The sequence below is a fragment of the Flavobacterium sp. ENC genome (assembly GCF_020991415.1).
GTDB lineage: Bacteria > Bacteroidota > Bacteroidia > Flavobacteriales > Flavobacteriaceae > Flavobacterium.
This window is the reverse complement of sequence record NZ_JAJMOY010000001.1, coordinates 833,622-855,922: the sequence shown is the minus strand read 5'-3', so window position 1 is coordinate 855,922 and position 22,301 is coordinate 833,622. Positions and strand designations below refer to the sequence as shown.

The 22,301-nt window shown below is 36.9% G+C and carries 26 protein-coding genes; 21 read left to right on the top strand and 5 right to left on the bottom strand.

The genetic code is table 11. The annotated features are described in order from the left end of the window. Positions 1-180: 180 nt before the first annotated feature. The 4 genes from LPB89_RS03530 to LPB89_RS03515 all read right to left on the bottom strand — a co-directional run bounded on the left by LPB89_RS03530 (position 181) and on the right by LPB89_RS03515 (position 2,805). Positions 181-1,047, bottom strand: a complete 867-nt coding sequence (locus LPB89_RS03530; RefSeq protein ID WP_230700286.1) for an AraC family transcriptional regulator — start codon at positions 1,045-1,047, stop codon at positions 181-183. 133 nt (positions 1,048-1,180) lie between these two features. Continuing rightward, on the bottom strand, positions 1,181-1,720 hold the full coding sequence (locus LPB89_RS03525) for a YceI family protein (RefSeq protein WP_230700285.1): 540 nt from the start codon (positions 1,718-1,720) through the stop codon (positions 1,181-1,183). A gap of 156 nt (positions 1,721-1,876) precedes the next feature. Next, on the bottom strand, positions 1,877-2,422 hold the full coding sequence (locus LPB89_RS03520) for a YceI family protein (RefSeq protein WP_230700284.1): 546 nt from the start codon (positions 2,420-2,422) through the stop codon (positions 1,877-1,879). A gap of 14 nt (positions 2,423-2,436) precedes the next feature. Next, positions 2,437-2,805, bottom strand: a complete 369-nt coding sequence (locus tag LPB89_RS03515; RefSeq protein WP_230700283.1) for a hypothetical protein — start codon at positions 2,803-2,805, stop codon at positions 2,437-2,439. Positions 2,806-2,976: 171 nt separating this feature from the next. Between LPB89_RS03515 and LPB89_RS03510 the strand changes: the two genes are divergently transcribed. From LPB89_RS03510 to LPB89_RS03435, 16 genes are all read left to right on the top strand, one after another. Then, positions 2,977-3,366 carry a hypothetical protein gene (locus LPB89_RS03510; protein WP_230700282.1) on the top strand — a complete coding sequence of 130 codons (390 nt, stop codon included), beginning with the start codon at positions 2,977-2,979 and terminating at the stop codon, positions 3,364-3,366. 28 nt (positions 3,367-3,394) lie between these two features. Continuing rightward, positions 3,395-4,234, top strand: coding sequence for a DUF5777 family beta-barrel protein (locus LPB89_RS03505; protein ID WP_230700281.1), 840 nt, complete (start codon positions 3,395-3,397; stop codon positions 4,232-4,234). A gap of 134 nt (positions 4,235-4,368) precedes the next feature. Next, positions 4,369-4,803, top strand: coding sequence for a hypothetical protein (locus LPB89_RS03500; protein WP_132032950.1), 435 nt, complete (start codon positions 4,369-4,371; stop codon positions 4,801-4,803). 18 nt (positions 4,804-4,821) lie between these two features. Beyond that, positions 4,822-5,418, top strand: coding sequence for a hypothetical protein (locus tag LPB89_RS03495; protein ID WP_230700280.1), 597 nt, complete (start codon positions 4,822-4,824; stop codon positions 5,416-5,418). 356 nt (positions 5,419-5,774) lie between these two features. Continuing rightward, positions 5,775-7,079: a glutamyl-tRNA reductase gene (gene hemA, locus LPB89_RS03490; protein ID WP_230700279.1), complete on the top strand. Its 1,305-nt coding sequence runs from the start codon at positions 5,775-5,777 to the stop codon at positions 7,077-7,079. Positions 7,080-7,125: 46 nt separating this feature from the next. Then, the gene (hemC, locus tag LPB89_RS03485) at positions 7,126-8,052 is read left to right on the top strand and encodes a hydroxymethylbilane synthase (RefSeq protein WP_230700278.1); all 927 of its coding nucleotides are present in this window, start codon (positions 7,126-7,128) and stop codon (positions 8,050-8,052) included. Continuing rightward, positions 8,052-8,717 carry a uroporphyrinogen-III synthase gene (locus tag LPB89_RS03480; RefSeq protein ID WP_230700277.1) on the top strand — a complete coding sequence of 222 codons (666 nt, stop codon included), beginning with the start codon at positions 8,052-8,054 and terminating at the stop codon, positions 8,715-8,717. The genes hemC and LPB89_RS03480 overlap by 1 nt, the downstream gene beginning before the upstream one ends. A 94-nt stretch (positions 8,718-8,811) precedes the next feature. Continuing rightward, the gene (hemE, locus tag LPB89_RS03475; RefSeq protein WP_154341937.1) at positions 8,812-9,837 is read left to right on the top strand and encodes a uroporphyrinogen decarboxylase; all 1,026 of its coding nucleotides are present in this window, start codon (positions 8,812-8,814) and stop codon (positions 9,835-9,837) included. Positions 9,838-9,858: 21 nt separating this feature from the next. Beyond that, positions 9,859-10,281, top strand: coding sequence for a transposase (locus tag LPB89_RS03470; RefSeq protein ID WP_230700276.1), 423 nt, complete (start codon positions 9,859-9,861; stop codon positions 10,279-10,281). 376 nt (positions 10,282-10,657) lie between these two features. Next, positions 10,658-11,035 carry a hypothetical protein gene (locus tag LPB89_RS03465; protein WP_230700275.1) on the top strand — a complete coding sequence of 126 codons (378 nt, stop codon included), beginning with the start codon at positions 10,658-10,660 and terminating at the stop codon, positions 11,033-11,035. A 2-nt stretch (positions 11,036-11,037) separates the two neighbouring features. Further along, the gene (locus LPB89_RS03460) at positions 11,038-11,589 is read left to right on the top strand and encodes a GNAT family N-acetyltransferase (protein ID WP_230700274.1); all 552 of its coding nucleotides are present in this window, start codon (positions 11,038-11,040) and stop codon (positions 11,587-11,589) included. Further along, complete coding sequence (hemF, locus tag LPB89_RS03455) at positions 11,579-12,481, top strand: oxygen-dependent coproporphyrinogen oxidase (protein ID WP_230700273.1); 903 nt, start codon at positions 11,579-11,581, stop codon at positions 12,479-12,481. The genes LPB89_RS03460 and hemF overlap by 11 nt, the downstream gene beginning before the upstream one ends. A gap of 92 nt (positions 12,482-12,573) precedes the next feature. Next, on the top strand, positions 12,574-13,476 hold the full coding sequence (locus LPB89_RS03450) for a fructose bisphosphate aldolase (RefSeq protein ID WP_230700272.1): 903 nt from the start codon (positions 12,574-12,576) through the stop codon (positions 13,474-13,476). 70 nt (positions 13,477-13,546) lie between these two features. Next, complete coding sequence (gene hemB / locus LPB89_RS03445) at positions 13,547-14,539, top strand: porphobilinogen synthase (protein ID WP_230700271.1); 993 nt, start codon at positions 13,547-13,549, stop codon at positions 14,537-14,539. 3 nt (positions 14,540-14,542) lie between these two features. After that, positions 14,543-14,944, top strand: a complete 402-nt coding sequence (locus LPB89_RS03440) for a c-type cytochrome (protein ID WP_230700270.1) — start codon at positions 14,543-14,545, stop codon at positions 14,942-14,944. A 73-nt stretch (positions 14,945-15,017) separates the two neighbouring features. Continuing rightward, positions 15,018-15,467 carry a GyrI-like domain-containing protein gene (locus tag LPB89_RS03435; protein ID WP_230700269.1) on the top strand — a complete coding sequence of 150 codons (450 nt, stop codon included), beginning with the start codon at positions 15,018-15,020 and terminating at the stop codon, positions 15,465-15,467. A gap of 56 nt (positions 15,468-15,523) precedes the next feature. Here the strand turns inward: LPB89_RS03435 and LPB89_RS03430 are convergent, their stop codons facing one another. Next, complete coding sequence (locus tag LPB89_RS03430; protein ID WP_230700268.1) at positions 15,524-17,584, bottom strand: M13 family metallopeptidase; 2,061 nt, start codon at positions 17,582-17,584, stop codon at positions 15,524-15,526. A gap of 199 nt (positions 17,585-17,783) precedes the next feature. Here LPB89_RS03430 and LPB89_RS03425 point away from each other — a divergent pair, with 199 nt between their 5' ends. The 5 genes from LPB89_RS03425 (at position 17,784) to LPB89_RS22015 (ending at position 22,117) form a co-directional block, all read left to right on the top strand. Further along, positions 17,784-18,710, top strand: coding sequence for an EamA family transporter (locus LPB89_RS03425; RefSeq protein WP_230700267.1), 927 nt, complete (start codon positions 17,784-17,786; stop codon positions 18,708-18,710). 170 nt (positions 18,711-18,880) lie between these two features. Next, on the top strand, positions 18,881-19,546 hold the full coding sequence (locus LPB89_RS03420) for an SCO family protein (protein ID WP_230700266.1): 666 nt from the start codon (positions 18,881-18,883) through the stop codon (positions 19,544-19,546). A 104-nt stretch (positions 19,547-19,650) separates the two neighbouring features. Then, positions 19,651-19,890 carry a FeoA family protein gene (locus LPB89_RS03415; RefSeq protein WP_230700265.1) on the top strand — a complete coding sequence of 80 codons (240 nt, stop codon included), beginning with the start codon at positions 19,651-19,653 and terminating at the stop codon, positions 19,888-19,890. After that, complete coding sequence (gene feoB / locus LPB89_RS03410; RefSeq protein ID WP_230700264.1) at positions 19,890-21,989, top strand: ferrous iron transport protein B; 2,100 nt, start codon at positions 19,890-19,892, stop codon at positions 21,987-21,989. The genes LPB89_RS03415 and feoB overlap by 1 nt, the downstream gene beginning before the upstream one ends. Next, positions 21,911-22,117 carry a FeoB-associated Cys-rich membrane protein gene (locus LPB89_RS22015; protein WP_370635452.1) on the top strand — a complete coding sequence of 69 codons (207 nt, stop codon included), beginning with the start codon at positions 21,911-21,913 and terminating at the stop codon, positions 22,115-22,117. Before feoB ends, LPB89_RS22015 begins: the two co-directional genes overlap by 79 nt. The last annotated feature ends 184 nt before the right edge of the window (positions 22,118-22,301 follow it).

Sequence of the window (22,301 nt, the reverse complement as noted above, 5' to 3'; positions counted from 1 at the left end):
TGATTTCATATACTTTAAAATCGGGTCGTTAATGAATCGATACTTGGTTAAAATTAGCTCGCAGATTTTGCAGATCAAGCAGATTTTCAAAAAATTAAGCCTCAAAAATTGTTTTATAATGCATTCCAAATAAATCTGCCCGATCTGCAAAATCTGCGTGAAACAAAACATTATTTAAGCCTAAAGATTCGTATTAATCGACATCAGGTATTTTTTTGGAGTGGTGGCAAATTTTTTCTTGAATGCCGCAATGAAGTGACTTCCGGTGCTATACCCTATTTTCAATCCAACTTCGTTTACGTTATAAGAACCGCTGTCTAGCAGTTTTCTGGCGAAATCCATTTTGTAATCAAACAGAAAACCATAAACGGTATCGCCGTAAATTTGTTTGAAACCCATTTTTAGTTTCTTTAAATTCAGGCCAATTTCGTCAGCCAGTTCTTGTAAACCCGGAGGTTCAGCCATATTGGCAATAATGATTTCTTTGGCTTTTCTGATTTTCAAAACATTGTCTTCATCAATTAAAAACGGACATTGTTCTGCATTTGGATCTTCGGTTCTGTTAAAATACAAACTCAGCAATTCGTATCCTTTTCCTTTATAATAAAGATTTTTTATGGACGGATGCAGGTTATAATGAAACAGCTGACTCAATACAATTGCCATTGACGGACTTATATTTCCTTCGTTATAATACTTCTTGTCTTTATTATCCGGACTTAAAAAAGTAATATAATCGGCTTCAGCAGAAAACAATGCGTGAAATTTTTTGATAGACACAATTACTGAAATCACCCAGGAATTTGGAGTCAGTTCTAAATTGAGCGGCAGCTCTTTTTGCGGATTGTATAAAAGGAGTGATTTTTCCTCCTTCAGTTCTAAAGCATAATTGCCCTGATTAAATAAAAATTTGGCATTGCCCTTTAGTCCGAAATGAAACTGTATCAAACCACTACCCACTTCACGCTGAGCAAAAAAAGGTTCTGAACTGTCGTTTTGAAAACGGATCAGCGTAAAGTCGTCTTCAATTTTTATTTCTTCCTCCATTTTTGATTTAATTTATTCAGGTTACTAGTGTCGTTTTTAATAAAACGAATAATTGACCTTTCAAAATTAAATCTTTTTGATGGTTTATTGTTTGCTTGCTCCTAAATTTATAAAATCTTTATTGTTTCAGCCCTTATTTCACCACCGCGTCAAATTGAATATTTATTTTATTAGAAATCTTGCTTTTAACCAGAGATGGTATTGCAATATTAAAATCACTGGCATTTACACTAAAAGCGGACGTAATAACAATTCCCGATGCGGACTTACTTATCTTAGCTGTGGTCATAATATCCTTGGATTTTCCGTGAAGTTCTAATTTTCCTTTTATACTAAAATCTTTAGGATTTACGCCTAAACTGTTGAGATCAAATCCGTCTATTTTTCCTTTAAATATTGCTTTTGGATATTGGTCACTTTCAACATAATTTTCATTAAAATGTTCTTCCATCAAAGCGACTTTGAATCGAAATCCTTTCATCAGAGCCAGACTTGCAATTTCTCCTGTTGCCGGATTCAGAACAAAAGTAACAGAAGAATTCGTTGCCTTAACTTCTTCAAATGAAGGAACCGAAGCTTCAAAAGTAATTTTTCCGGATTTACTGATCATTTTTTGTTGTGAAAAGCCGATCGCGGAAACATATAACAGTCCTATAAGTATGAGTTTTTTCATGTCATTGATTTTAAATTATTTTTTCTGTATTTCATTAATAACGAGGGCTTAAGCTATTACTTCTTTATTCCTCAAAAATCCGGATTGTAATCTCAGGTTTTACTTTCCCTCAGGATACTTCCAATTTTGCATTCTGGTTTTTAAATTGCAATTGTTTTAGCTCTGTTTGAAAATAGCAATGATCTGAACCTTTACTTTATCATCAAGTTTGTACTTAATAAGCGATGGAATAGGGATACTGAAATCACTTGCATTTACTGCGAAATCTGAAATAATAGTAATTCTGGCACCGCTTTTGGTAATTTTTGCATCAGCATTTATGTCTTTAGATTTACCGTGAAGTTCTAATTTTCCCTTTATTATATAATCTTTATAATCTTCCGTCAGCTTATTAGCATCAAATCCCTGTATTTGTCCTCTAAAAATGGCTTTGGGGTATTTATCCGTTTCCATATAATTTTCATTAAAATGTTCTTCCATCAGAGCCATTTCAAACTGGAATCCTTTCATCAGAGCCAGACTTGCGATTTCACCTGTTACCGGATTTAAAACAAAGGTTACATTGCTATTGGTCCCCAGAACCGGCTGAAAAGATGGGACTGAAGCTTCAAAAGTTATTGTCCCTGATTTCGTTAGTGTTTTTTCTTGTGAAAAAACAATCAGCGAAGCCAATAACATTGGTATTAGTGCGATTTTTTTCATGTTTTTAGTATAGATCATTGTTCTAATAATCCATCCTGTTGCCACTTTGCAATCACATCTATTGTAGTTTGTGGCAATCTCGGTCCGCCTTGCGGCATTAAGGAACTATTGCCGTTTTCTAAAGAAATTCGGGTAAGCAGCCCACGATTTAAAACCGCATTTTTAACCTGGTCATACGTAACCAAAGACATAGGAGCCCCATTTTTAGGAACTGTTGCATGGCATACCACACAGTTATTGTCAATAATAGATTTCACATTCTGATTGTATGTTGCCAAACCTTTAATTGGCGCAGTGTCAATTAAAGTACTTGGGTTATCATCGGTACAGCTCACAAGAAGTGTAACAAATAATAAACCGGCGAAGAGTGTTTTTAGATTCATAATGATTGGTTTTAGTTGATAAAGAATAAATGATTTTGCAGTTCGTAAAATCATTTCGAAAACATATACGTTGAAATGGATCATCTAGATTTTGGCAGAGGCACATTTGATAATTTAAATCCAATAGGTATTTTTTAACGTAGATAATTTCAAGCATTAAAAAAACCCGCCATGACAAAAAAAATACTTATTGCCATCTCACTTTTCCTTTTCATTGGAATTTCGGTTTACCTCTACACCTACAAAGGGCACCGGGATATCGAATCAGAAACTGCAGATTATGTAGTGACCGTTTCCGGACTCGAAAAAGAATTTACTTCGAATGACAGTCTGGCTTACATCAAGTACCAGGACAAAACAATTGAAATAACCGCACAGGTAACCGCCATTGACACTGCCAGTAATGGAATTGTTATGGGTGAAAAAATATTTGCAACATTCAAAGACCGTTTACCAGCAGCTATTTCAACTGGTAAAACGCTAAAAATCAAAGGACGTTTTTTAGGATATGATGAACTGTTACAGGAATTTAAAATAGACCAATCTTCAATTGTACACTAAAAACAAATAACAACTTAAAACTAACCTCATGAAAAAGCTAATTCTATTATTATTTTTATTTCCATTATTAACCTATTCCCAGGACGACTTATTGTCCGGAGTAGAGACACCCGTTACAAAAGAAAAGGTAACATCTGCCTTTAAAGCCCTGAAAATTGTTAATCTGGAATCTACAAAACTGGCAGCAAAAGGAGATTTATATTTTGTTGTTGCGCACCGGTTTGGTTCTGTAAAAGATGGTTTCGAAGGCTTCTACGGACTGGATAACGCCAATACTCAAATAAAATTCATATACGGATTAACCAACGGACTTAACATAAGTGCGGCCAGAAGTGAATTTGCGTATGACTTTGCAACAAAATATACTTTATTACCTCAGATAAAAGACGGGTTCCCTGTTGCTATTGCGGGTTTTAATAGTTTGTCTATAAACAATACACTAAAAGAAAGCCTGTATCCAAAGCTTCAGTTTCAAAACAGGCTGACTTATGTAGCGCAGCTGTTAATTTCGAGAAAATTTTCTGAAAGACTTTCTTTAGAAGTTGTTCCCACATTTTTTCATGAAAATTTTGTTGAAGATACAGAACAAAGTAATTCCCAGTATGCCGTAGGATTTGGAGGCAGGTATAAATTTGCCAAACGCTGGTCGTTAAATATTGATTATGCCGCACACTTAAACAGGGCATCCAATTCTCTTTATAAAAACCCATTATCGATTGGTTTTGATTTAGAAACCGGCGGACACGTTTTCCAAATGCATTTTACAAGTTCTCAGGCAATTGATGAAGCCGGATATCTTGGAAGAACAACGGGAGACTGGACAAAAGGCGATGTGTTTTTTGGGTTTAATCTGGCGAGAGTTTTCTAAAATGACTTCGATCTACAACGTTTTAGCTATTTAAAACTATTCTAAACTAAGCTTTTCCTTGCTTTAAATAAAACCAAGCCAAAAAAGTGCCCGTATATAGCTATTAAAATCCAATCATTTTAAAAATCAGCTTTATGAAAATTAACAAAATAATAAAAAAAGGACTCTGGATGGGATTGATAATTACAGTCTTATTTTTTGCCATTCTTCTTTTCCACATTATTACGGCTAAGCCTGCTGTTTACGAAACTCCAAATCTGCAAGTAAGCCGGATCGACTTTAAAACAAATATAGATTCTGTTCAGGCGAAACAAATTTGTTCGGATTTAAGATCTATAAAAGGATTGACCTCAGATTCTATCATCGTTAAAAGAAATGTGGTTGTTTACTTCCACAACAATAAAATCACTAGTTCTAAAAAAGTATATGACGAGCTAATGGCGAAAAGACATTACGACGCTCAGCGTTATATTTTACCCGCCGATTTGGCGAATAAAGAAGTTTGTCCTATGGACCAAAATAGTTTGAGCTACAAATTATCTCAGAAAATAAATCAATTTTTTAATTAACCCTTTAATATTATTATTATGAAAATTTATTCTAAAATTACACTTAGTGTATTACTCGTTGCATCAGCGACTCTGACTTCCTGCAGCAGCAATGATGATGACGCTCCGGCACCACCGGTTGTAAAAGCATCAATTTATGAGCGCCTGGGCGGAACTAAAATGGTTGCCGATCCGGATAATTCAGGTCAAATGATCGAACAGGGACGTTTAAGCTTCCGTAAAGTGGTGAATTCAACTATAGGATTAATTGTTGCAGACGTTCAGTCGAATGCTTCCGGAAATTTACAAGCACATTTTGCTCCTTTATTAGCGGAAACAGGAACTACCCAGGCCACTAACATTGCTAAATTATCAGACAATCTGACTGATTTCTTTTCGTTTAACACGGGAGGTACAAATGCTGTAAATACCTATTCTGGTTTGAGTATGACAGCGGCACATAATCCTGCTACAAACCCTCGTATGGGAACAAAATCAAGCAGTGCGGATTATACAAAATTCGAAGGTTACGTAGGCGCTGCGGCCAATGCAAATGGTGTTGCTTCTAATACAGAACTTTATACTGATATTGTTGTTGTTTTAGAATCATTGAGAACTCCAATTGTTCAAAAATAATTTCTTCTCAAAAACGCTACCTGTTCCGGGTAGCGTTTTTATTTATTATGCTAACCATATTATAAACACGCTCATTAATAAGATGAAAGTGAATTATTTATAATGGCAATTTGCATTTACCGAACCCATAGCGATATTTTTTCTTGTATCGTTTCACACAAAAACACGGTTCTTATTTAGAATAAGTATATATAAGATATTATTGAATGCTTGATATCATTATTAATGGCGAAAAATACTATTTAGAATGCCATTTTGAATCAATTTATTCCATAGCGATATAAAAAGTACCTCTAGCGTTGTTTTTATAAATTAGTTAGTAATAATTTTGTTGAACTTTTTAAGGAAAGCATAATATGGAAAATTTTAACATGTCCAGAACCACCACTTTTTACGCATTAGGTTTAAGTTATAAAAAAGCAGATGCCACTATTAGAGGAAAATTTAGTTTAGATACTAAGGCACAATCTGATTTGTTGGTACAAGCCAAATCGGAAGGGATCGAATCATTAATTGTCACTTCTACTTGTAACAGAACTGAAATATATGGTTTTGCCAATCATCCATATGAATTAATCAAATTGCTTTGCGAAAACAGCAATGGTTCCGTAGAAGAATTTAGAGAAGTTGCCTATATATACAAAAATCAGGAAGCTGTTAACCACATGTTTCGCGTTGGAACAGGTTTAGACAGTCAGATCCTTGGTGATTTCGAAATCATCAGCCAGATTAAAAACGCTTTTAACAATAGTAAATTAGAAGGTTTAGTGAATACATTCCTGGACCGTTTAGTAAACTCCGTTATTCAGGCGAGCAAAAAAATCAAAACAGATACTGAAATTTCTTCTGGTGCAACATCCGTTTCGTTTGCATCGGTTCAATATATTATCCGAAATGTAGAAGACATTGGAAACAAAAATATTTTATTGTTCGGAACAGGAAAAATAGGCAGAAATACCTGCGAAAATCTGGTAAAACATACCAAAAACGGCCATATTACTCTTATAAACAGAACAAAAAACAAGGCTGAAATATTGGCCGGAAAACTAAATGTTATTGTAAAAGATTACGCCAATTTACAGGAAGAAATACAACAGGCAGATGTACTGGTCGTAGCTACGGGAGCACAAAATCCAACGATAGACAAAACACTGCTGAATTTAAAAAAACCATTATTGATTTTGGATTTATCCATTCCAAGAAATGTAAATCCGGATGTAGAACAAATACCCGGAGTAACTTTAATACATCTGGATTATTTGTCTCAAATTACAGATGACACGCTGGAAAGAAGAAAACAGCATATTCCTGCTGCCGAAGCTATTATTGAGGATATGAAACTGGAATTGAATACATGGGTAAATGGTAGAAAATACGCCCCGACTATTCATGCCTTAAAAGCCAAACTAAATGATATTGTAGCCGGTGAACTGGCTTTTCAAAAAAAGAAAACAATCAATTTTGATGAAGCTCAGGCTGATTTAATCAGCTCCAGAATTATTCAAAAAATAACAAATCAATTTGCAACTCACTTAAAAAATGAAAATACTTCATTGGATGAAAGTATTGAATTTATTGAAAAAGTATTTCAAATAGGACAGCTTGCACCAAAAAACACTACTTCACCAGCCGAAGAAAAATACAAAATCAATCTGTCATAAATAGTTTAAAATAAGGTTCCTTAATTTCCGGGATTTCAAAAATAATATGGTTCAAAAAGTTATTAGAATAGGAACTCGCGATAGCGAATTAGCACTTTGGCAGGCTCATACTGTCGAAAAAAAATTAAACGATTTAGGATATAAAACCGAAATTATAGCTGTAAAATCAACAGGCGATATTATTCTCGACAAGCCTCTTTATGAACTTGGCATTACAGGAATTTTCACCAAAACGCTGGACATTGCCATGATTAATGGTGAGGTTGATATTGCCGTTCACTCCATGAAAGACGTTCCGACAGCCTTGCCAAAAGGTATCGTTCAGGCAGCAGTTCTCGAAAGAGCGAATGTTCTGGACATTTTGGTACACAAAGGAAATCCGGATTTTACGAACAAGCCCAGTACAATTGCAACAGGAAGTCTGCGTCGCCAGGCACAATGGTTCCATAAATATCCCAATCATACTGTGGTTGATTTACGCGGAAATGTAAACACCCGTATGCAGAAATTACAGGACAACAACTGGGACGGGGCAGTTTTTGCTGCTGCAGGCCTGGAACGCATTAACCTGAAACCCGAAAATTATATCAATTTAGACTGGATGATTCCGGCACCGGCACAAGGAGCGATGCTTGTTGTGGCTATGGAAAACGACAATTATACGCTGGATGCCTTATCGCAACTCAATCATATTGAAACAGAAATCTGCACCTATATTGAACGTCAGTTTCTACGAACTTTAGAAGGTGGCTGTACAGCACCAATCGGAGCTTTGGTCCGTTATAATGAAGACGAAGATACCCTTCACTTTCAAGGTGTTCTGCTTTCTGTTGACGGAAAACAAAAGCTTGAAATTGACAAAACAGTTGCCATTGAAGAATGGAAAAAACTGGGATTCTTCGCTGCTCAGGAAATCCTGAACAATGGCGGAGCCGAATTGATGCAAACGATTAAAGAATCCCTGAAAAAATAATGGCAAAACCAATTCAAATAATAGCTACAAAAAAGCTGTCGGGCGAACAAAAACAAGCACTGGCAAAAGCCAATATTGAAGTAATCGAGGCTGACTTTATTCAAACCCAAAACAAACCTTTCGAGTTAAAAGACCTCAACGAAAACCTGATTTTTACAAGTCAGAATGCCGTTCACAGCGTTTTATCGAATCCGGAATCAGAAAAACTGAAAAGCAAAAATGTTTTTTGCGTAGGCTTAAAAACAAAGATTCTTTTGTCGGAGAGCGGTTTTAATGTTGTGGCTTACACGGGTTATGCTTCAGATTTAGCCGAAATTATCACCTTGATTTACCGCAATGAAAGCTTTACTTTTTTTAGTGGAAACCTTCGCAGGGAAACTTTGCCGCAAGCACTGAAAGAGGGTGAGGTGAAATTCAATGAAATTCAGGTTTATGATACTTCATTAACGCCTCAGAAAATAAAAACAGCACCGGATGCCATTCTGTTTTTCAGCCCTTCCGGCGTTGAGAGTTATTTAAAAGAGAATACCATAAAGAAAGAAAAATGCTTCTGCATTGGAGAAACCACCGCAGATGCTTTAGATAAAATCACCAAAAACATCATCATTGCAGATCAGCCAACGGTTGAAGACGTTATTGAAGATGTCATTCAAGAATACAAATAAATAAAGCAATAAGCTTTAGGCTGTAAGCCATAAGCAAAAAGACAAATAAAAACAAAGCTTAAAGCCTAAAGCTTAAAGCCTAAAGCAATAAAAAATGTTAAAAAACGACCTATTTTTAAAAGCACTAAAAGGAGAAACTGTTCAACGCCCGCCAGTATGGATGATGCGTCAGGCCGGAAGATATTTACCTGAATTCATCGCTTTGCGTGACAAGTATGATTTTTTTACCCGTTGTCAGACTCCGGAATTAGCTGCTGAAATTACCGTACAGCCTATTCGCAGAATTGCTCCGGATGCTGCGATCCTTTTCTCGGATATTCTGGTTGTCCCTCAGGCAATGGGAATTGAAGTTTTAATGAAAGAAAATTTCGGTCCGTTTCTTCCAAATCCTATCCGTACTGCAGCTGATGTTGAAGGTGTTTACGTACCGGACATTCAGGAAACCTTAGGATATGTAATGGATGCTATTAAACTGACCAAAGAAATGCTGAACGACGAAGTACCGTTAATTGGTTTCGCCGGTTCACCATGGACGATTTTCTGTTATGCCGTTGAAGGAAAAGGGTCTAAAAGTTTTGATACTGCCAAAGGATTTTGTTTTTCTAATCCGATAGCGGCCCACACCTTATTGCAAAAAATTACAGACACCACCATTTTATACCTAAAAGAAAAAGTAAAAGCGGGTGTTGATGCTGTTCAGGTTTTTGATTCCTGGGGAGGAATGCTTTCTCCGGTGGATTATCAGGAATTCTCCTGGAAATACATCAACCAGATCGTTGAAGCTTTGGCGGATCACGCTCCGGTTATTGTTTTTGGAAAAGGATGCTGGTTTGCTTTGAATGAAATGGGTAAAAGTAAAGCTTCTGCTTTGGGTGTTGACTGGACTTGTTCTGCCAGAAATGCCCGTTATTTATCTGGTGGAAACATTACACTTCAGGGAAATTTTGATCCTTCAAGATTGCTTTCCCCTATTCCAGTCATCAAAAAAATGGTTCATGAAATGATCGACGAATTCGGAAAAGACAAATATATCGTAAATTTAGGCCACGGAATTTTACCAAATATCCCTGTAGACCACGCCAAAGCGTTTATTGACGCGGTGAAGGAATATGGGCAATAGTATTTAGTTTTAAGTCAACGATTGGCTTTCCTGCAAGGTTTCCAAAACCTTGTAGATATAAATAAGTTACTAGTAGCGGTAAAGAATACCTACAAGGCTTTGGAAACCTTGCAGGATATGAAAACGAATAAAATGAAGCTAGAGGTTTTAGAGAAAGATTGTTATTATCATATTTATAATCGTGGTATTAATGGAATCAATATATTTGAAAAAGAAGACAATAAGATCTATTTCTTAAAGCAGGTTTCAAAATATTTATCTGATAAGATTTCAATTTTTGCTTATTGCCTAATGAATAATCATTTTCATTTAGTCATTCGCTTAAATAATGAAGAGAAAGAAGTTACACAGCATTTTCAAACTTGTTTAATTCTTATGCAAAGGCTTTTAATAAGCAGACAAACAGAACAGGAAGTTTATTCGAAAAGCATTTTAAGAGAATAAAACTGAAAGATGAAAGCTATTTAAAGCAATTGATTGTTTATATTCATTTGAATCCTAAACATCATTTCGATCTTGATTTTAAGGATTTCAAATTTTCATCTTATCCAGCTTTTTTTTCTGATAAAGACACGAAAATAGAGCGGGAAGAAGTTTTAAATTTATTTGGTGATATTGAAAATTTCATTTTTTGTCATAAGCAAAAAAATGATTTTTTAAATCAAACTTATACTTTCGAATAATATATTTCTCGTCCTGCAAGGTTTCCAAAACCTTGTAGGTTTATCTGGAGACAATCAAAATCTTTTTTAATAGATAATGCAAACAAAAGATACCTACAAGGTTTTGGAAACCTTGCAGGAAACGTAACAAACGAAAAATGTTAAACAAAGGCCTAAGAGACGACGAAAGCATCAGAATTGACAATGTCCTGAAAACATTGCGTGCTCTTGATTTTGTACCTCAGCCTTTAACCGATGATAAAAAATTTGAGGTTGAAAATCAGTTAAAAGAATTTGGTTTAGACATTGAAAGTTTAGTAGAATATCAAAATGAAGAATTGATTACACTATTAGTTCGATGTCATTTAGATTTTAATCAATTAGAGCAATTTGCTGATTTTTTAATGGAATTTTCAAAAGTGGAAAATTATAATTTTGAAGATAAAGCTTTAGCTATTTACCAATATATACAGCGAGAAAGCAACGTTTTTTCTTTTGCAGTAAATACTAAAATCGCTTCCGCTAAAAACAAATAAAAATGAGTTTTACAGATTGGAAAACAGACCGTATTGAGCATATTCTTCCAGAAGAATTCTACAGTTTGATTGATAAGAATAAAAATCATATTGCAAAAACTTTCCCGGTAACGCTGGCCAATGCTGATGCTCTGAAGAAAGCAGAAAATTTCCTGAAGGTTAGTCTTGACAAAGAGAAAAACAAAGAAGGGTTTTATTTTTACGCCAGAGATTTGACAAACAATACCTTAATTGGTTATTTATGCGTAAAAACAATAGATTATCGTATTTCCAAATGTGAATTGGGTTATTTTATTGATGAGGCCTATCAGGGAAAAGGAATTACATCAAAAATGGTTTCGGAGGCACTTGCTTTTTGTTTCAATGAATTAAAGCTGAATAAAGTTTTCATTTGTACTTCGGAAATCAATCTCGCAAGCCAGCGAATCGCATTAAAACACAATTTTAAACAAGAAGGAATTTTACGCGATGAATTTAGAAACGGCGACGGCGAATTGCAAAACACCGTTTATTTCGGATTACTTAAATCAGAATACAAGACCCATGAAAGATAAATTTTACGCATACATACAAAAGTTACAAGACCAGATCTGCGCCGGACTGGAAGCCGTTGACGGAACTGCAAAATTCCGTGAGGATCTCTGGGAACGCCCGGAAGGCGGTGGCGGAAGAACACGCGTTATCGAAAACGGAACGGTTATCGAAAAAGGCGGAGTCAACATTTCAGCCGTGCACGGAAAATTACCGGAAGCCATGCAAAAGATGTTTGGCGTTGGAGAAGCTGATTTCTTTGCCTGCGGACTAAGTCTGGTAATTCATCCTAAAAACCCGATGGTTCCGACGGTTCATGCGAACTGGCGTTATTTTGAAATGTATGATGAAAAAGGAACCGTAATCGAACAATGGTTTGGCGGCGGACAGGATTTAACGCCTTATTATTTGTTTGAAGAAGATGCCAAACACTTTCATCAAACCTGTAAAACAGCTTGCGACAGACACAATCCGGAATTTTATCCAAAATATAAAAAACAATGCGACGCCTATTTCTGGAACGCACACCGAAACGAAGCCCGTGGTATTGGCGGCTTGTTCTTTGATTATTGCAAAGCAAACGAGCAAATGACTATGGAAGACTGGTTCAGCTTTGTAAGTGAAGTCGGGAATAGTTTTCTTGAAGCCTATGTTCCGATTGTAGAAAGAAGAAAAGAGCTTCCTTATACACCCGAACAAAGAAACTGGCAGGAAATCCGTCGCGGGCGTTATGTAGAGTTTAATCTGGTTCATGACAAAGGCACTTTATTCGGTTTAAAAACCAACGGAAGAATCGAAAGTATCCTGATGAGCTTACCTCCGCATGTGCAGTGGGTGTACGATCATCATCCGGAAACGGGAAGTGAAGAAGAAAAATTACTAAATGTGTTAGAGCATCCGCAGGAATGGATCTGAAAAATTAAAGCCAATATTCACTTAACTCATTTGTAATCATAAATTTAAATTGTAATTTAATCCAAAATCTTCAGTCTAAAATTTAAAATATTATGGAAAAGAGAGAAAGGTACATAGCACAATTACATCGTATGCATTCCGGAAAAGGATTTATTGCTGCACTTGATCAGAGTGGCGGAAGTACGCCAAAAGCCTTAGCACAATATGGTGTGCAGGAAAGCAGTTTCAGTAATGACGAAGAAATGTACACTCTTGTACATGAAATGAGAACCCGAATTATAAAAAGCCCTGCATTTGATCGCGAATATATACTAGGCGCTATCTTGTTCGAAAACACTATGGATCGCAAAATAGACGGACAGTGGACGGCCGATTATTTGTGGGAGAAAAAAAATATAGTTCCCTTTTTAAAGGTTGACAAAGGACTTGCTGACCTTTCAAATGGTGTACAATTGATGAAGCCTATTGCTAATTTAGATGAATTACTAAATCGTGCCGTAGAAAGAAATGTTTTTGGCACGAAAATGCGTTCTGTAATTAAAGAAGCCAATGCAACAGGAATTCGCGAAGTAGTCGAACAACAATTTGCTGTAGGTTTACAAATCTTCAAAAAAGGACTTATCCCAATTATTGAACCTGAGGTTGATATTTATAGTGCCGATAAAGAAAAGTCAGAAGAAATTCTAAAAGAAGAAATCAAAAAACAGCTCAGCTTATTGGATAAAGATGTAAAAGTGATGCTAAAACTATCGATTCCGACAGTAAATGATTTTTACAAAGAACTAATGTCAGATCCGCATGTGTTGCGTGTTGTGGCGTTATCCGGCGGATACGGTCAGGACGAAGCCAATGATAAACTTTCACAAAACCACGGACTGATTGCCAGTTTCTCTCGAGCACTTTCTGAAGGACTTTCGGCTGATCAGTCTGATGCTGAATTCAATACTAAACTAAAAAAGACTATTGAAGAGATTTATACTGCTTCAATTACCTAACATTAAAATCAATTTTATAAAAAATCCTGGAGATTAGATGAAAATCTAAAATCTAAAAATCTAAAATACTATGTTCCCATTACACAGAGGCAGAAGATTAAGAGTAAATGAATCCATTCGTTCTTTAGTTCGTGAGACCACTTTAAGTCCGTCAGACTTTATGTTTCCTATGTTTGTTGCTGAAGGCGAAAATGTAAAAGTTGAAATTCCTTCGATGCCGGGAATTTTCCGCAGATCGATTGATTTAACGGTAGAAGAAGTAAAAGAAATTTATGCTTTGGGTATTCGTGCGGTTAACATTTACGTAAAAGTAAGCGAAACCCTAAAAGACAATACCGGAAAAGAAGCCTGGAATAAAGACGGATTAATGCAACAGGCGATTCGCGCTATCAAAGCCGCCTGTCCGGAAATGATCGTAATGCCCGATGTGGCTTTAGATCCCTATTCTATTTACGGCCACGACGGAATTATAGCAAACGGCGATGTTGAAAACGACAGCACTGTTGCCGCGCTGGTAAAAATGGCCGTTTCCCATGCTCAGGCAGGAGCTGATTTTGTAGCACCAAGCGATATGATGGACGGACGTGTTTTGCGTTTAAGAGAAGGCCTGGATGCTGCTGGTTTCCATAATGTGGGCATCATGAGCTATTCGGCTAAATATGCCTCGGCTTTTTATGGTCCTTTCCGCGATGCTTTAGATTCGGCTCCGGTAGATACAACTGATATTCCGAAAGATAAAAAAACCTATCAAATGGATTATGCCAACCGTATCGAAGCCATTAAAGAAGCTTTATCTGATGTTGAAGAAGGTGCCGATATGGTGATGGTAAAACCGGGAATCGCCTATCTGGATATTGTTCGTGAAGTAAAAAATGCCGTTCATGTTCCGGTGACCGTTTATCATGTTTCCGGAGAATATGCGATGATAAAAGCAGCTGCAGAAAGAGGCTGGCTCGATAATGACAAAATCATGATGGAACAATTGATGTGTATTAAACGCGCCGGTGCCAGCCTGATTTCGACTTATTTTGCCAAAGAAGCAGCCATCCTTTTAAATAAATAAAAAATGAAAAAAATACTATTCTTATCTGCCGTTTTAGCGTTGGCTTCCTGTAAAAAAGAAACCACTGAAAATCCTGTTCCAACCTCAACAGAAGCGTACTCAGAAGGAGAAACAGCAAAAGCTGCAACTCCGGAAGCTTTGGGAAAAGAAATTTTTGAAGGAAGAGGAAATTGTACCTCCTGCCATCAGGTCGATCAAAAAGTGATTGGTCCGAGCATTCAGGAAATTGCCAAAATTTATAAAGATAAAAAAGGCGATATTGTTACTTTTCTAAAAGGAAATGCCGATCCTATCGTTGATCCGAGTCAGTTTTCGGTAATGAAAACCAATTTTCCGGTAACGCAGGCTATGTCTGATGAAGAACTGAAAGCCATAGAAACGTATATCTACAGTAATTTGAAATAGTCTTTCGTTCCTGCTGACATACTGTTGTCATTGCATGATTTTAAATTTACCGCTTAATTAAAAATGAAGTAAAATGATCATTCAAAAATTCAACGTAATCGGTATTTCAGTACGAACTACAAACGAAAATGGTAAATCAGGAGAAGATATTCCTGCCCTTTGGAACCAATTTACGTCTGAAGGAATTCAGCATAAAATTCCGGGTAAGGTTTCAGAGGCTCTTTTTTGTATCTATACGGATTACGAAAAAGATCATACCAAACCCTACACCACGATTGTGGGCTGTGAGGTTGAAAGTTTAGATTTCATCCCTGAGAATATGGTAGGAAAATCAATTGAGACAGCCGAGTACGAGCCGTTCACTGCCAAAGGAAATTTAAACGAAGGTATTGTTTTCAATAAATGGCTTGAAATCTGGAACTCCGGTTTAAACCGAAGTTTTACCACTGATTTTGAAGTGTATGATGAGAAAACGCAAGACCCTGAAAATGCAGCAGTAGACCTGTTTATTGCCATTGCATAAAAAGATAAAAACAAAAACGGCGCTGAGAAATCAGCGCCGTTTTTTATGATTAAATATTACCAGATTTTAACTCTTTTCTCTGGTTCTACATACATCTTGTCTCCTTTTTTGATTCCAAAAGCATCATAAAAAGCATCTACATTTTGAATTGGCACATACGCTCTGTACATTCCCGGAGAGTGCGGATCTGTTTTTACCTGACTTTTGATCGCTTCGTCTCTTGATTTTGTTCTCCAAACGGTAGCCCATGAAATAAAGAAACGTTGTTCCGGTGTAAAACCATCAATTAAACCTGGATTCCCATTGGCTTTCAGATACAATTGCAATCCATCGTAAGCAGCGTTTATTCCACCTAAATCACCAATATTTTCACCTAAAGTAAATTTACCGTCTACATGTATTCCCGGTAATGGCTCCAAAGCACTGTATTGCGCTGCTAATGCAGTTCCAAGTTCCGTAAATTGTTTTAAATCATCAGCCGTCCACCAGTCCACCAGGTTTCCGTCTGCATTGTAACGTGCTCCCGAATCATCAAAACCATGTGAAATTTCGTGACCGATAACTGCTCCGATTCCACCATAATTTACAGCTTCATCTGCCTGATAATTATAAAACGGAGGTTGTAAAATAGCGGCAGGGAAAACAATTTCATTATAAGACGGGTTGTAATAGGCATTTACAGTTTGTGGAGACATTCCCCATTCTGTTTTGTCAACTGGTTTACCCAGTTTTGCCAGGTCTTCTTTATAATCCCATTTTGATAAATTCGCCACATTGTTAAAATAAGTTCCGCCTTCTGAAACATTTTTAATTTCTAAAGCGGAATAATCTTTCCATTTGTCCGGATAACCAATTTTGATGGTAATTTTCTTTAATTTCTCAATCGCTTTTACTTTAGTCGCTGCAGACATCCAAGGCAATGCATTAATTCTGTTTTCGTAAGCTAATATTACGTTCTGAATCATTTTCTGTGCTTTGCCTTTTGCTTCAGCAGGGAATAATTTTTCAACATATAATTTTCCTAAAGCTTCTCCGGTTGCATTATTGATTACCTGCAAAGCCATTTCTTCACGCGGACGCTGTTTTAATGCCCCTGTTAGTGTTTTTCCGTAGAAATCAAAATTGGCATTTTCAATCTCTGTACTTAATAAAGAAGCTGATTTGTTTAAAGCGGACCATTTCAGGTATTCTTTCCAGTCTGCTACTTTCTTTTCAGTAAAAATCTTTTCTAATTCAGCCATATAGCGAGGCTGCGTTACGATTACCGTATCGACTTTTGCCATTCCGATTCCTGCAAAAAACTTATCCCACTGAATGGAAGGAATTGTCTTTTTTAAATCAGCAACCGCGGTTGGATTGTATTGTTTTCTGCGGTCTCTGCGCTCTACACGATCTAATCTCGGAGCAGACATAGCGGTTTCCAATGCCAGAATCTGAGCAGCGCTTTGTTTTGCTTTTGCCGGATTTTCGCCGATGAACTGCATCATTCTGGCTACATGAAGCTCATACTTAGCACGTTTTTCTTTAGAATCCTTATCATCAGCATTGTAGTAATCCTTATCCGAAAGGCCTAAACGTCCCGGTCCGATACTCACTGAATTAACGTTACTGTTTTTTGCGTCAGCACCAATTCCTACTCCAAAAAACCCAAGACCACCCTGAGGCTCCATTTCGATAAGGAAATTTTGCAGGTCTGTTACATTTTTTATGGCATCGATTTTCTTCAGGACAGGCTCAAGAGGTTTTACGCCCAGCTTATTTCTTCCGACTGTATCCAAAATGGTGTTAAACAATGCAATTGCTTTTCCCTGATCCGTGTTGGATTTATACTTCGGATCTTTCGAAGCCTCTTTCAAAATTGCCAGCGAATTATCGTCGGTTTTTTGTCTCAGTTCGTTAAAACTTCCCCATGAATTTCGGTCACTTGGAATTTCTGTTTTATCCAGCCAGGTTCCGTTTACATAACGGAAAAAATCCTCTGTAGGACTGATTTTAGTATTCATGTAGGAAATATTGATTCCCGGTTCTTTAGGTTTTGCATTTTGAGCTGTGACTGCTGTAAGTGAAAACATTACAGAAACAACACAAAACACTGGTTTGTTAAGCTGTTTTATCATTATAATTTATGAATTATGGGTTTAATACAAACATATCGCTATTATTTCAAACTTTATGTTAAAATTATATAATAATCAATCTTGCATTTTAATGCAAATATTTCATCCGAATCAACTAAAAGTTTCATGAATATAAATTCCCATTTTACCTTCTGTTTGAAATTGTTTTTGGAATATTTGTCAAACCAATCGAACAAACGTGAAAGCAAGAATACAAGCAGCATTTTCCGGTAAAGTGGAAGCTATAGGATTACCCATTCTGGCCTTATGCTGGGTCAGTTTCTTCTGGGGAACAACCTGGATTGCTTCCAAAGAAGGAGTAAAATATATGCCGGCTTTACAACTGGTTACAATACGTCAGTTTTTTGGCGGCATCCTCTATGTTGGTTATTTTTTACTGAAAAAAGAACCGTGGCCAAAAGGCAGACAATGGAAAACCATATTAATTTTGGCTGTCCTCAACTTTGTCTTAAGTAACGGCTTAAGTACCTGGGGCGTAAAATACATAAGCAGTGGACTGGGTGCTATTATTGGTGCTATCTTCCCGATCTGGATTGTGATCATTTGTTTTTTCAGAGGAATACGAATTGCCAAATTGGCCGTAACAGGGCTTTTAATCTGCTTTGGCGGGATATGCATTATTTTCATGGATCATCTCGGCGATTTTTTAAGGCCTGATTTTCAGTTCGGAATCTTACTGTCTGTTGCCTCAACCATTACCTGGGCTTTTGGAATTTTACATACCAAGAAAAAATCTGCCAGTTTTAATCCGTATTTTAGTTTAGGCTTACAAATGCTGATTTCTAGTTTTATCCTTTTCTCCGTAACAGAAATTTCCGGAACTACTATTCCTTTCAATGAAATACCCCTGACTTCCTGGTACGCCATTGCTTATTTGGTCGTAATTGGTTCTATCCTGACTTTTATAGCTTTTATATATTCGCTGCAGCACCTTCCAACAGAAGTCAGCAGTATTTATGCGTATATCAATCCTGTTGTGGCAATCATTCTTAGCTTTTTTATTTTTGGAGAATCGCTCACGCGGGCCATTTCAATTGGTGTCATGGTCACCCTAATCGGATTGTATCTGGTCAATAAATCCATTCGAAAAGTTAAAATTAAATAGTATTCGCTAAAAAGACTTCTTCTAATTTTGGAATTAAAATCTGACAGGGATTGATAAAGTAGAGTAATGAATCCCGGCTGTTAAAAAATTACAGCCCTTTTCGAAGTTAAAAGAGTCGCGAACCGGGGATTTAAAAAGTGCTTTTTGTATTTTTGCGCCAAATTACGTTTATGAAATCGCTGCTCTACAAATACCGCAAATTCTTTATTGTTTTAATTTTATTTTCGGTTGTCACCATATCCTTATTTTATTCGGCTTTAAAGCCCCAAAAAACATTACCCATTTACAATCCTGCCGACGTAAATCCTGAATTGGTAGACAGCACGATTCAGTACAAAAGCAAGTATCACACCATTGCCGATTTTTCTTTTGTCAATCAGAACGGAGATACCATTACACAGAAAAACTACGAAGGCAAAATTTATGTAGCCGATTTTTTCTTTACCACCTGTGGTTCCATCTGTCCTAAAATGACTACCAATTTGGCTGATGTCCAAAAAGCAGTTTTAAATAATCCGAAAGTACTGCTGCTGTCCCATACTGTTTTCCCGGAAGTTGACAGCATTCCGGTTTTAAAGGCATATGCCATAAAACATGGCGTAGTTGACAGTAAATGGAATCTGGTTACGGGCGATAAAAAGGAAATCTATACTATGGCCCGAAAGTCATACCTGGCTGTAAAAATGGGCAGACCGGATCAATTGTACGATATGGTTCATACCGAAAATTTTGTTCTGGTGGATCAGAAAAGACGTGTAAGGGGTTTCTATGACGGAACGAATAAAGAAGATATTAAACGCCTTTTAGCAGACATTGATTTTCTGTGTCAGGAATAAAAGACCTTATTTTTAGAAAGATTTAGCATTTGTATAGGCATTAAATACGGAGACATATAGAATAATTGCCTATTTTTGCAATCTAAATTCAATCTAAATAAGCTTTGCGAAATACGATCCATTCCCTAAAAAAAGGCGAGAAAGCCATTATCAAAGATTTTGATATCGATGTTATTCCACTTAAATTATTAGAAATGGGTTGCCTGCCGGGCAGTATGGTTGAATTGCTTCAGATTGCTCCTTTTGGAGATCCTTTGTATTTAGACATTAATGGCTCTCATGTGGCCATTCGTATCGAAACCGCTCGTGAAATTGAAGTTGAACTTATCAAAACCAATTTGTAATGAGTGTTGAAAATATTAATGTTGCCCTGATCGGGAATCCAAACACAGGAAAGACTTCCGTATTCAATCAGCTTACCGGACTTAATCAGCAGGTAGGGAATTATCCCGGAATAACGGTTGAGAAGAAAATCGGTTTCTGCAAACTTCCTCATGGCATAAAAGCCAATATTTTAGATTTACCGGGAACCTACAGCCTGAACGCCAGTTCGATGGACGAAAGTGTAGTGATTGAATTGCTGCTGAACAAAAATGACAAATTATATCCCGATGTGGCCGTTGTTGTAACCGATGTTGAAAATCTGAAAAGAAATTTACTCATTTACACCCAAATAAAAGACCTTGAAATTCCGACGATTTTAGTCATTAATATGGCAGACCGTATGGAAACAAAGGGAATCACGCTGGATATTCCCCTTTTGGAAGAAAAACTAAAAACCAAAATTGCACTGATCAGCTCCCGAAAAGGTACCGGAATCGAAGAGCTGAAAAACCTGATTGTTTCCTATAAAACGATTCAGCATGAATCCTGCCTGAATGCTTTGGAAATTGATCCTGACTATTTTAGTGGTTTACAAAAATTATTTCCAAACCAATTGCTGTATAAGTTATGGCTGGTAATAACACAGGATGTCAATTTCTCTAATTTGGACCGAAATGAAATTCGAAATGCCTATACCAAATCACATTCGGAATTAAAACGTCTGCAACAAAAAGAAACCATAAAGCGCTATCAGTTCATCAACAACGTTTTAAAAGACGGATTGAAAGTAGATGCTTCAATGGCCAAAGACATGAGAGCAAAACTGGACCGCGTTTTAACGCACAAAGTCTGGGGATATGTGATCTTTCTCGGGATTCTGTTTCTTATTTTCCAGTCTATTTTTAGCTGGTCCACGATTCCGATGGATTTTATTGACAGCACTTTCGCCTCCTTAAGCAGCTGGGTTGCCCAGGAATTACCAAGTGGTATTTTAACCGATTTACTTTCCCAGGGAATTATTCCGGGAATTGGCGGGGTTATTATTTTCATTCCGCAAATTGCCTTTTTATTTCTTTTTATTTCTATTCTGGAAGAAAGCGGTTATATGAGCCGTGTAGTTTTCCTTATGGACAAGATCATGCGCAGATTTGGGCTTTCCGGAAAAAGTGTTGTGCCTTTGATTTCAGGAACTGCCTGCGCCATTCCGGCGATTATGGCCACCCGAAATATTGAAAACTGGAAAGAACGTCTGATTACTATTTTGGTCACTCCGTTTACGACCTGTTCTGCGAGACTGCCTGTTTATGCAATTATTATTTCGTTAGTAATTCCGAGCAGACGTGTTCTGGGAATTTTAAATCTTCAGGGACTTACGCTCATGTTCCTGTATGTTTTAGGATTCGGAACGGCTATTCTATCGGCTTATATTTTAAATAAGGTTTTAAAATTAGATACCAAAACGTATTTCGTAGTTGAAATGCCAAGTTATAAATTACCTCTCCTCAAAAACGTTGGAATCAATGTTGTGGAGAAAACCAAAGCTTTTATTGTCGGAGCGGGTAAGATCATCCTGGCCATATCTGTTATTTTATGGTTTTTGGCTTCTTACGGTCCCGGAAAGGATTTTAATGAGGCAGAAGCCATCGTAAAAGAAAGAACGGCAGAAAAACACTTAAATCAGGTTCAGTTTGAAAACGAAGTGGCTTCCCAGAAATTAGAGAATTCCTATATCGGAATTATGGGCCGCGCGATCGAACCTGCAATTGCTCCTCTGGGTTACGACTGGAAAATCGGAATTGCACTGATCAGTTCCTTTGCTGCCCGTGAGGTTTTTGTGGGAACACTGGCAACTATTTACAGTGTGGGAGACAGTGATAATGAAGCCACTATAAAAAGCAAAATGCAACAGGAAGTGGATCCGGCAACGGGTTCAAAGATTTTTAATTTTGCAACGGGAATTTCATTGCTGCTGTTTTATGCTTTCGCCATGCAGTGTGCCAGTACGCTTGCCATTACCAAAAAAGAAACGAACTCCTGGAAATGGCCTGCCATGCAGCTGGTTTTCATGAGCGGGCTTGCTTACTTTGTCGCTTTAATTGCGTATCAAATCCTAAAATAAAAACCATGATACAGGAAATCATCGCCTTTGCCATACTAGCTTTCGCTGTCGTCTTTTTGATTAAGAAATTCTTCTGGAAATCTAAAAAGAAGAAGGACTGCGGTGACGGGAATTGTGGGTGTAGCTGATTTTAAGGTTCAGAGGTACTGAGGTTCAGAGGGGCAAAGGTTTTTTTGGAGGTTCTAAGGTGCTGAGTTACTAAGGTGCTGAGTTTTTAGTGTTGTAGTTAAAAGACTCAGACCGTCACTGAAAACTGAGACTGAAAACTGAGACTCTAAACCGAGACTGAAAACTGTAAACCGAGACTGAAAA

Coding starts and splice junctions, on each gene's coding strand:
- LPB89_RS03530 (WP_230700286.1), bottom strand. CDS start 1,047: ATGGAGGAAGAAATAAAAATTGAAGACGACTTTACGCTGATCCGTTTT.
- LPB89_RS03525 (WP_230700285.1), bottom strand. CDS start 1,720: ATGAAAAAACTCATACTTATAGGACTGTTATATGTTTCCGCGATCGGC.
- LPB89_RS03520 (WP_230700284.1), bottom strand. CDS start 2,422: ATGAAAAAAATCGCACTAATACCAATGTTATTGGCTTCGCTGATTGTT.
- LPB89_RS03515 (WP_230700283.1), bottom strand. CDS start 2,805: ATGAATCTAAAAACACTCTTCGCCGGTTTATTATTTGTTACACTTCTT.
- LPB89_RS03510 (WP_230700282.1), top strand. CDS start 2,977: ATGACAAAAAAAATACTTATTGCCATCTCACTTTTCCTTTTCATTGGA.
- LPB89_RS03505 (WP_230700281.1), top strand. CDS start 3,395: ATGAAAAAGCTAATTCTATTATTATTTTTATTTCCATTATTAACCTAT.
- LPB89_RS03500 (WP_132032950.1), top strand. CDS start 4,369: ATGAAAATTAACAAAATAATAAAAAAAGGACTCTGGATGGGATTGATA.
- LPB89_RS03495 (WP_230700280.1), top strand. CDS start 4,822: ATGAAAATTTATTCTAAAATTACACTTAGTGTATTACTCGTTGCATCA.
- hemA (WP_230700279.1), top strand. CDS start 5,775: ATGGAAAATTTTAACATGTCCAGAACCACCACTTTTTACGCATTAGGT.
- hemC (WP_230700278.1), top strand. CDS start 7,126: ATGGTTCAAAAAGTTATTAGAATAGGAACTCGCGATAGCGAATTAGCA.
- LPB89_RS03480 (WP_230700277.1), top strand. CDS start 8,052: ATGGCAAAACCAATTCAAATAATAGCTACAAAAAAGCTGTCGGGCGAA.
- hemE (WP_154341937.1), top strand. CDS start 8,812: ATGTTAAAAAACGACCTATTTTTAAAAGCACTAAAAGGAGAAACTGTT.
- LPB89_RS03465 (WP_230700275.1), top strand. CDS start 10,658: ATGTTAAACAAAGGCCTAAGAGACGACGAAAGCATCAGAATTGACAAT.
- LPB89_RS03460 (WP_230700274.1), top strand. CDS start 11,038: ATGAGTTTTACAGATTGGAAAACAGACCGTATTGAGCATATTCTTCCA.
- hemF (WP_230700273.1), top strand. CDS start 11,579: ATGAAAGATAAATTTTACGCATACATACAAAAGTTACAAGACCAGATC.
- LPB89_RS03450 (WP_230700272.1), top strand. CDS start 12,574: ATGGAAAAGAGAGAAAGGTACATAGCACAATTACATCGTATGCATTCC.
- hemB (WP_230700271.1), top strand. CDS start 13,547: ATGTTCCCATTACACAGAGGCAGAAGATTAAGAGTAAATGAATCCATT.
- LPB89_RS03440 (WP_230700270.1), top strand. CDS start 14,543: ATGAAAAAAATACTATTCTTATCTGCCGTTTTAGCGTTGGCTTCCTGT.
- LPB89_RS03435 (WP_230700269.1), top strand. CDS start 15,018: ATGATCATTCAAAAATTCAACGTAATCGGTATTTCAGTACGAACTACA.
- LPB89_RS03430 (WP_230700268.1), bottom strand. CDS start 17,584: ATGATAAAACAGCTTAACAAACCAGTGTTTTGTGTTGTTTCTGTAATG.
- LPB89_RS03420 (WP_230700266.1), top strand. CDS start 18,881: ATGAAATCGCTGCTCTACAAATACCGCAAATTCTTTATTGTTTTAATT.
- feoB (WP_230700264.1), top strand. CDS start 19,890: ATGAGTGTTGAAAATATTAATGTTGCCCTGATCGGGAATCCAAACACA.
- LPB89_RS22015 (WP_370635452.1), top strand. CDS start 21,911: ATGGCCTGCCATGCAGCTGGTTTTCATGAGCGGGCTTGCTTACTTTGT.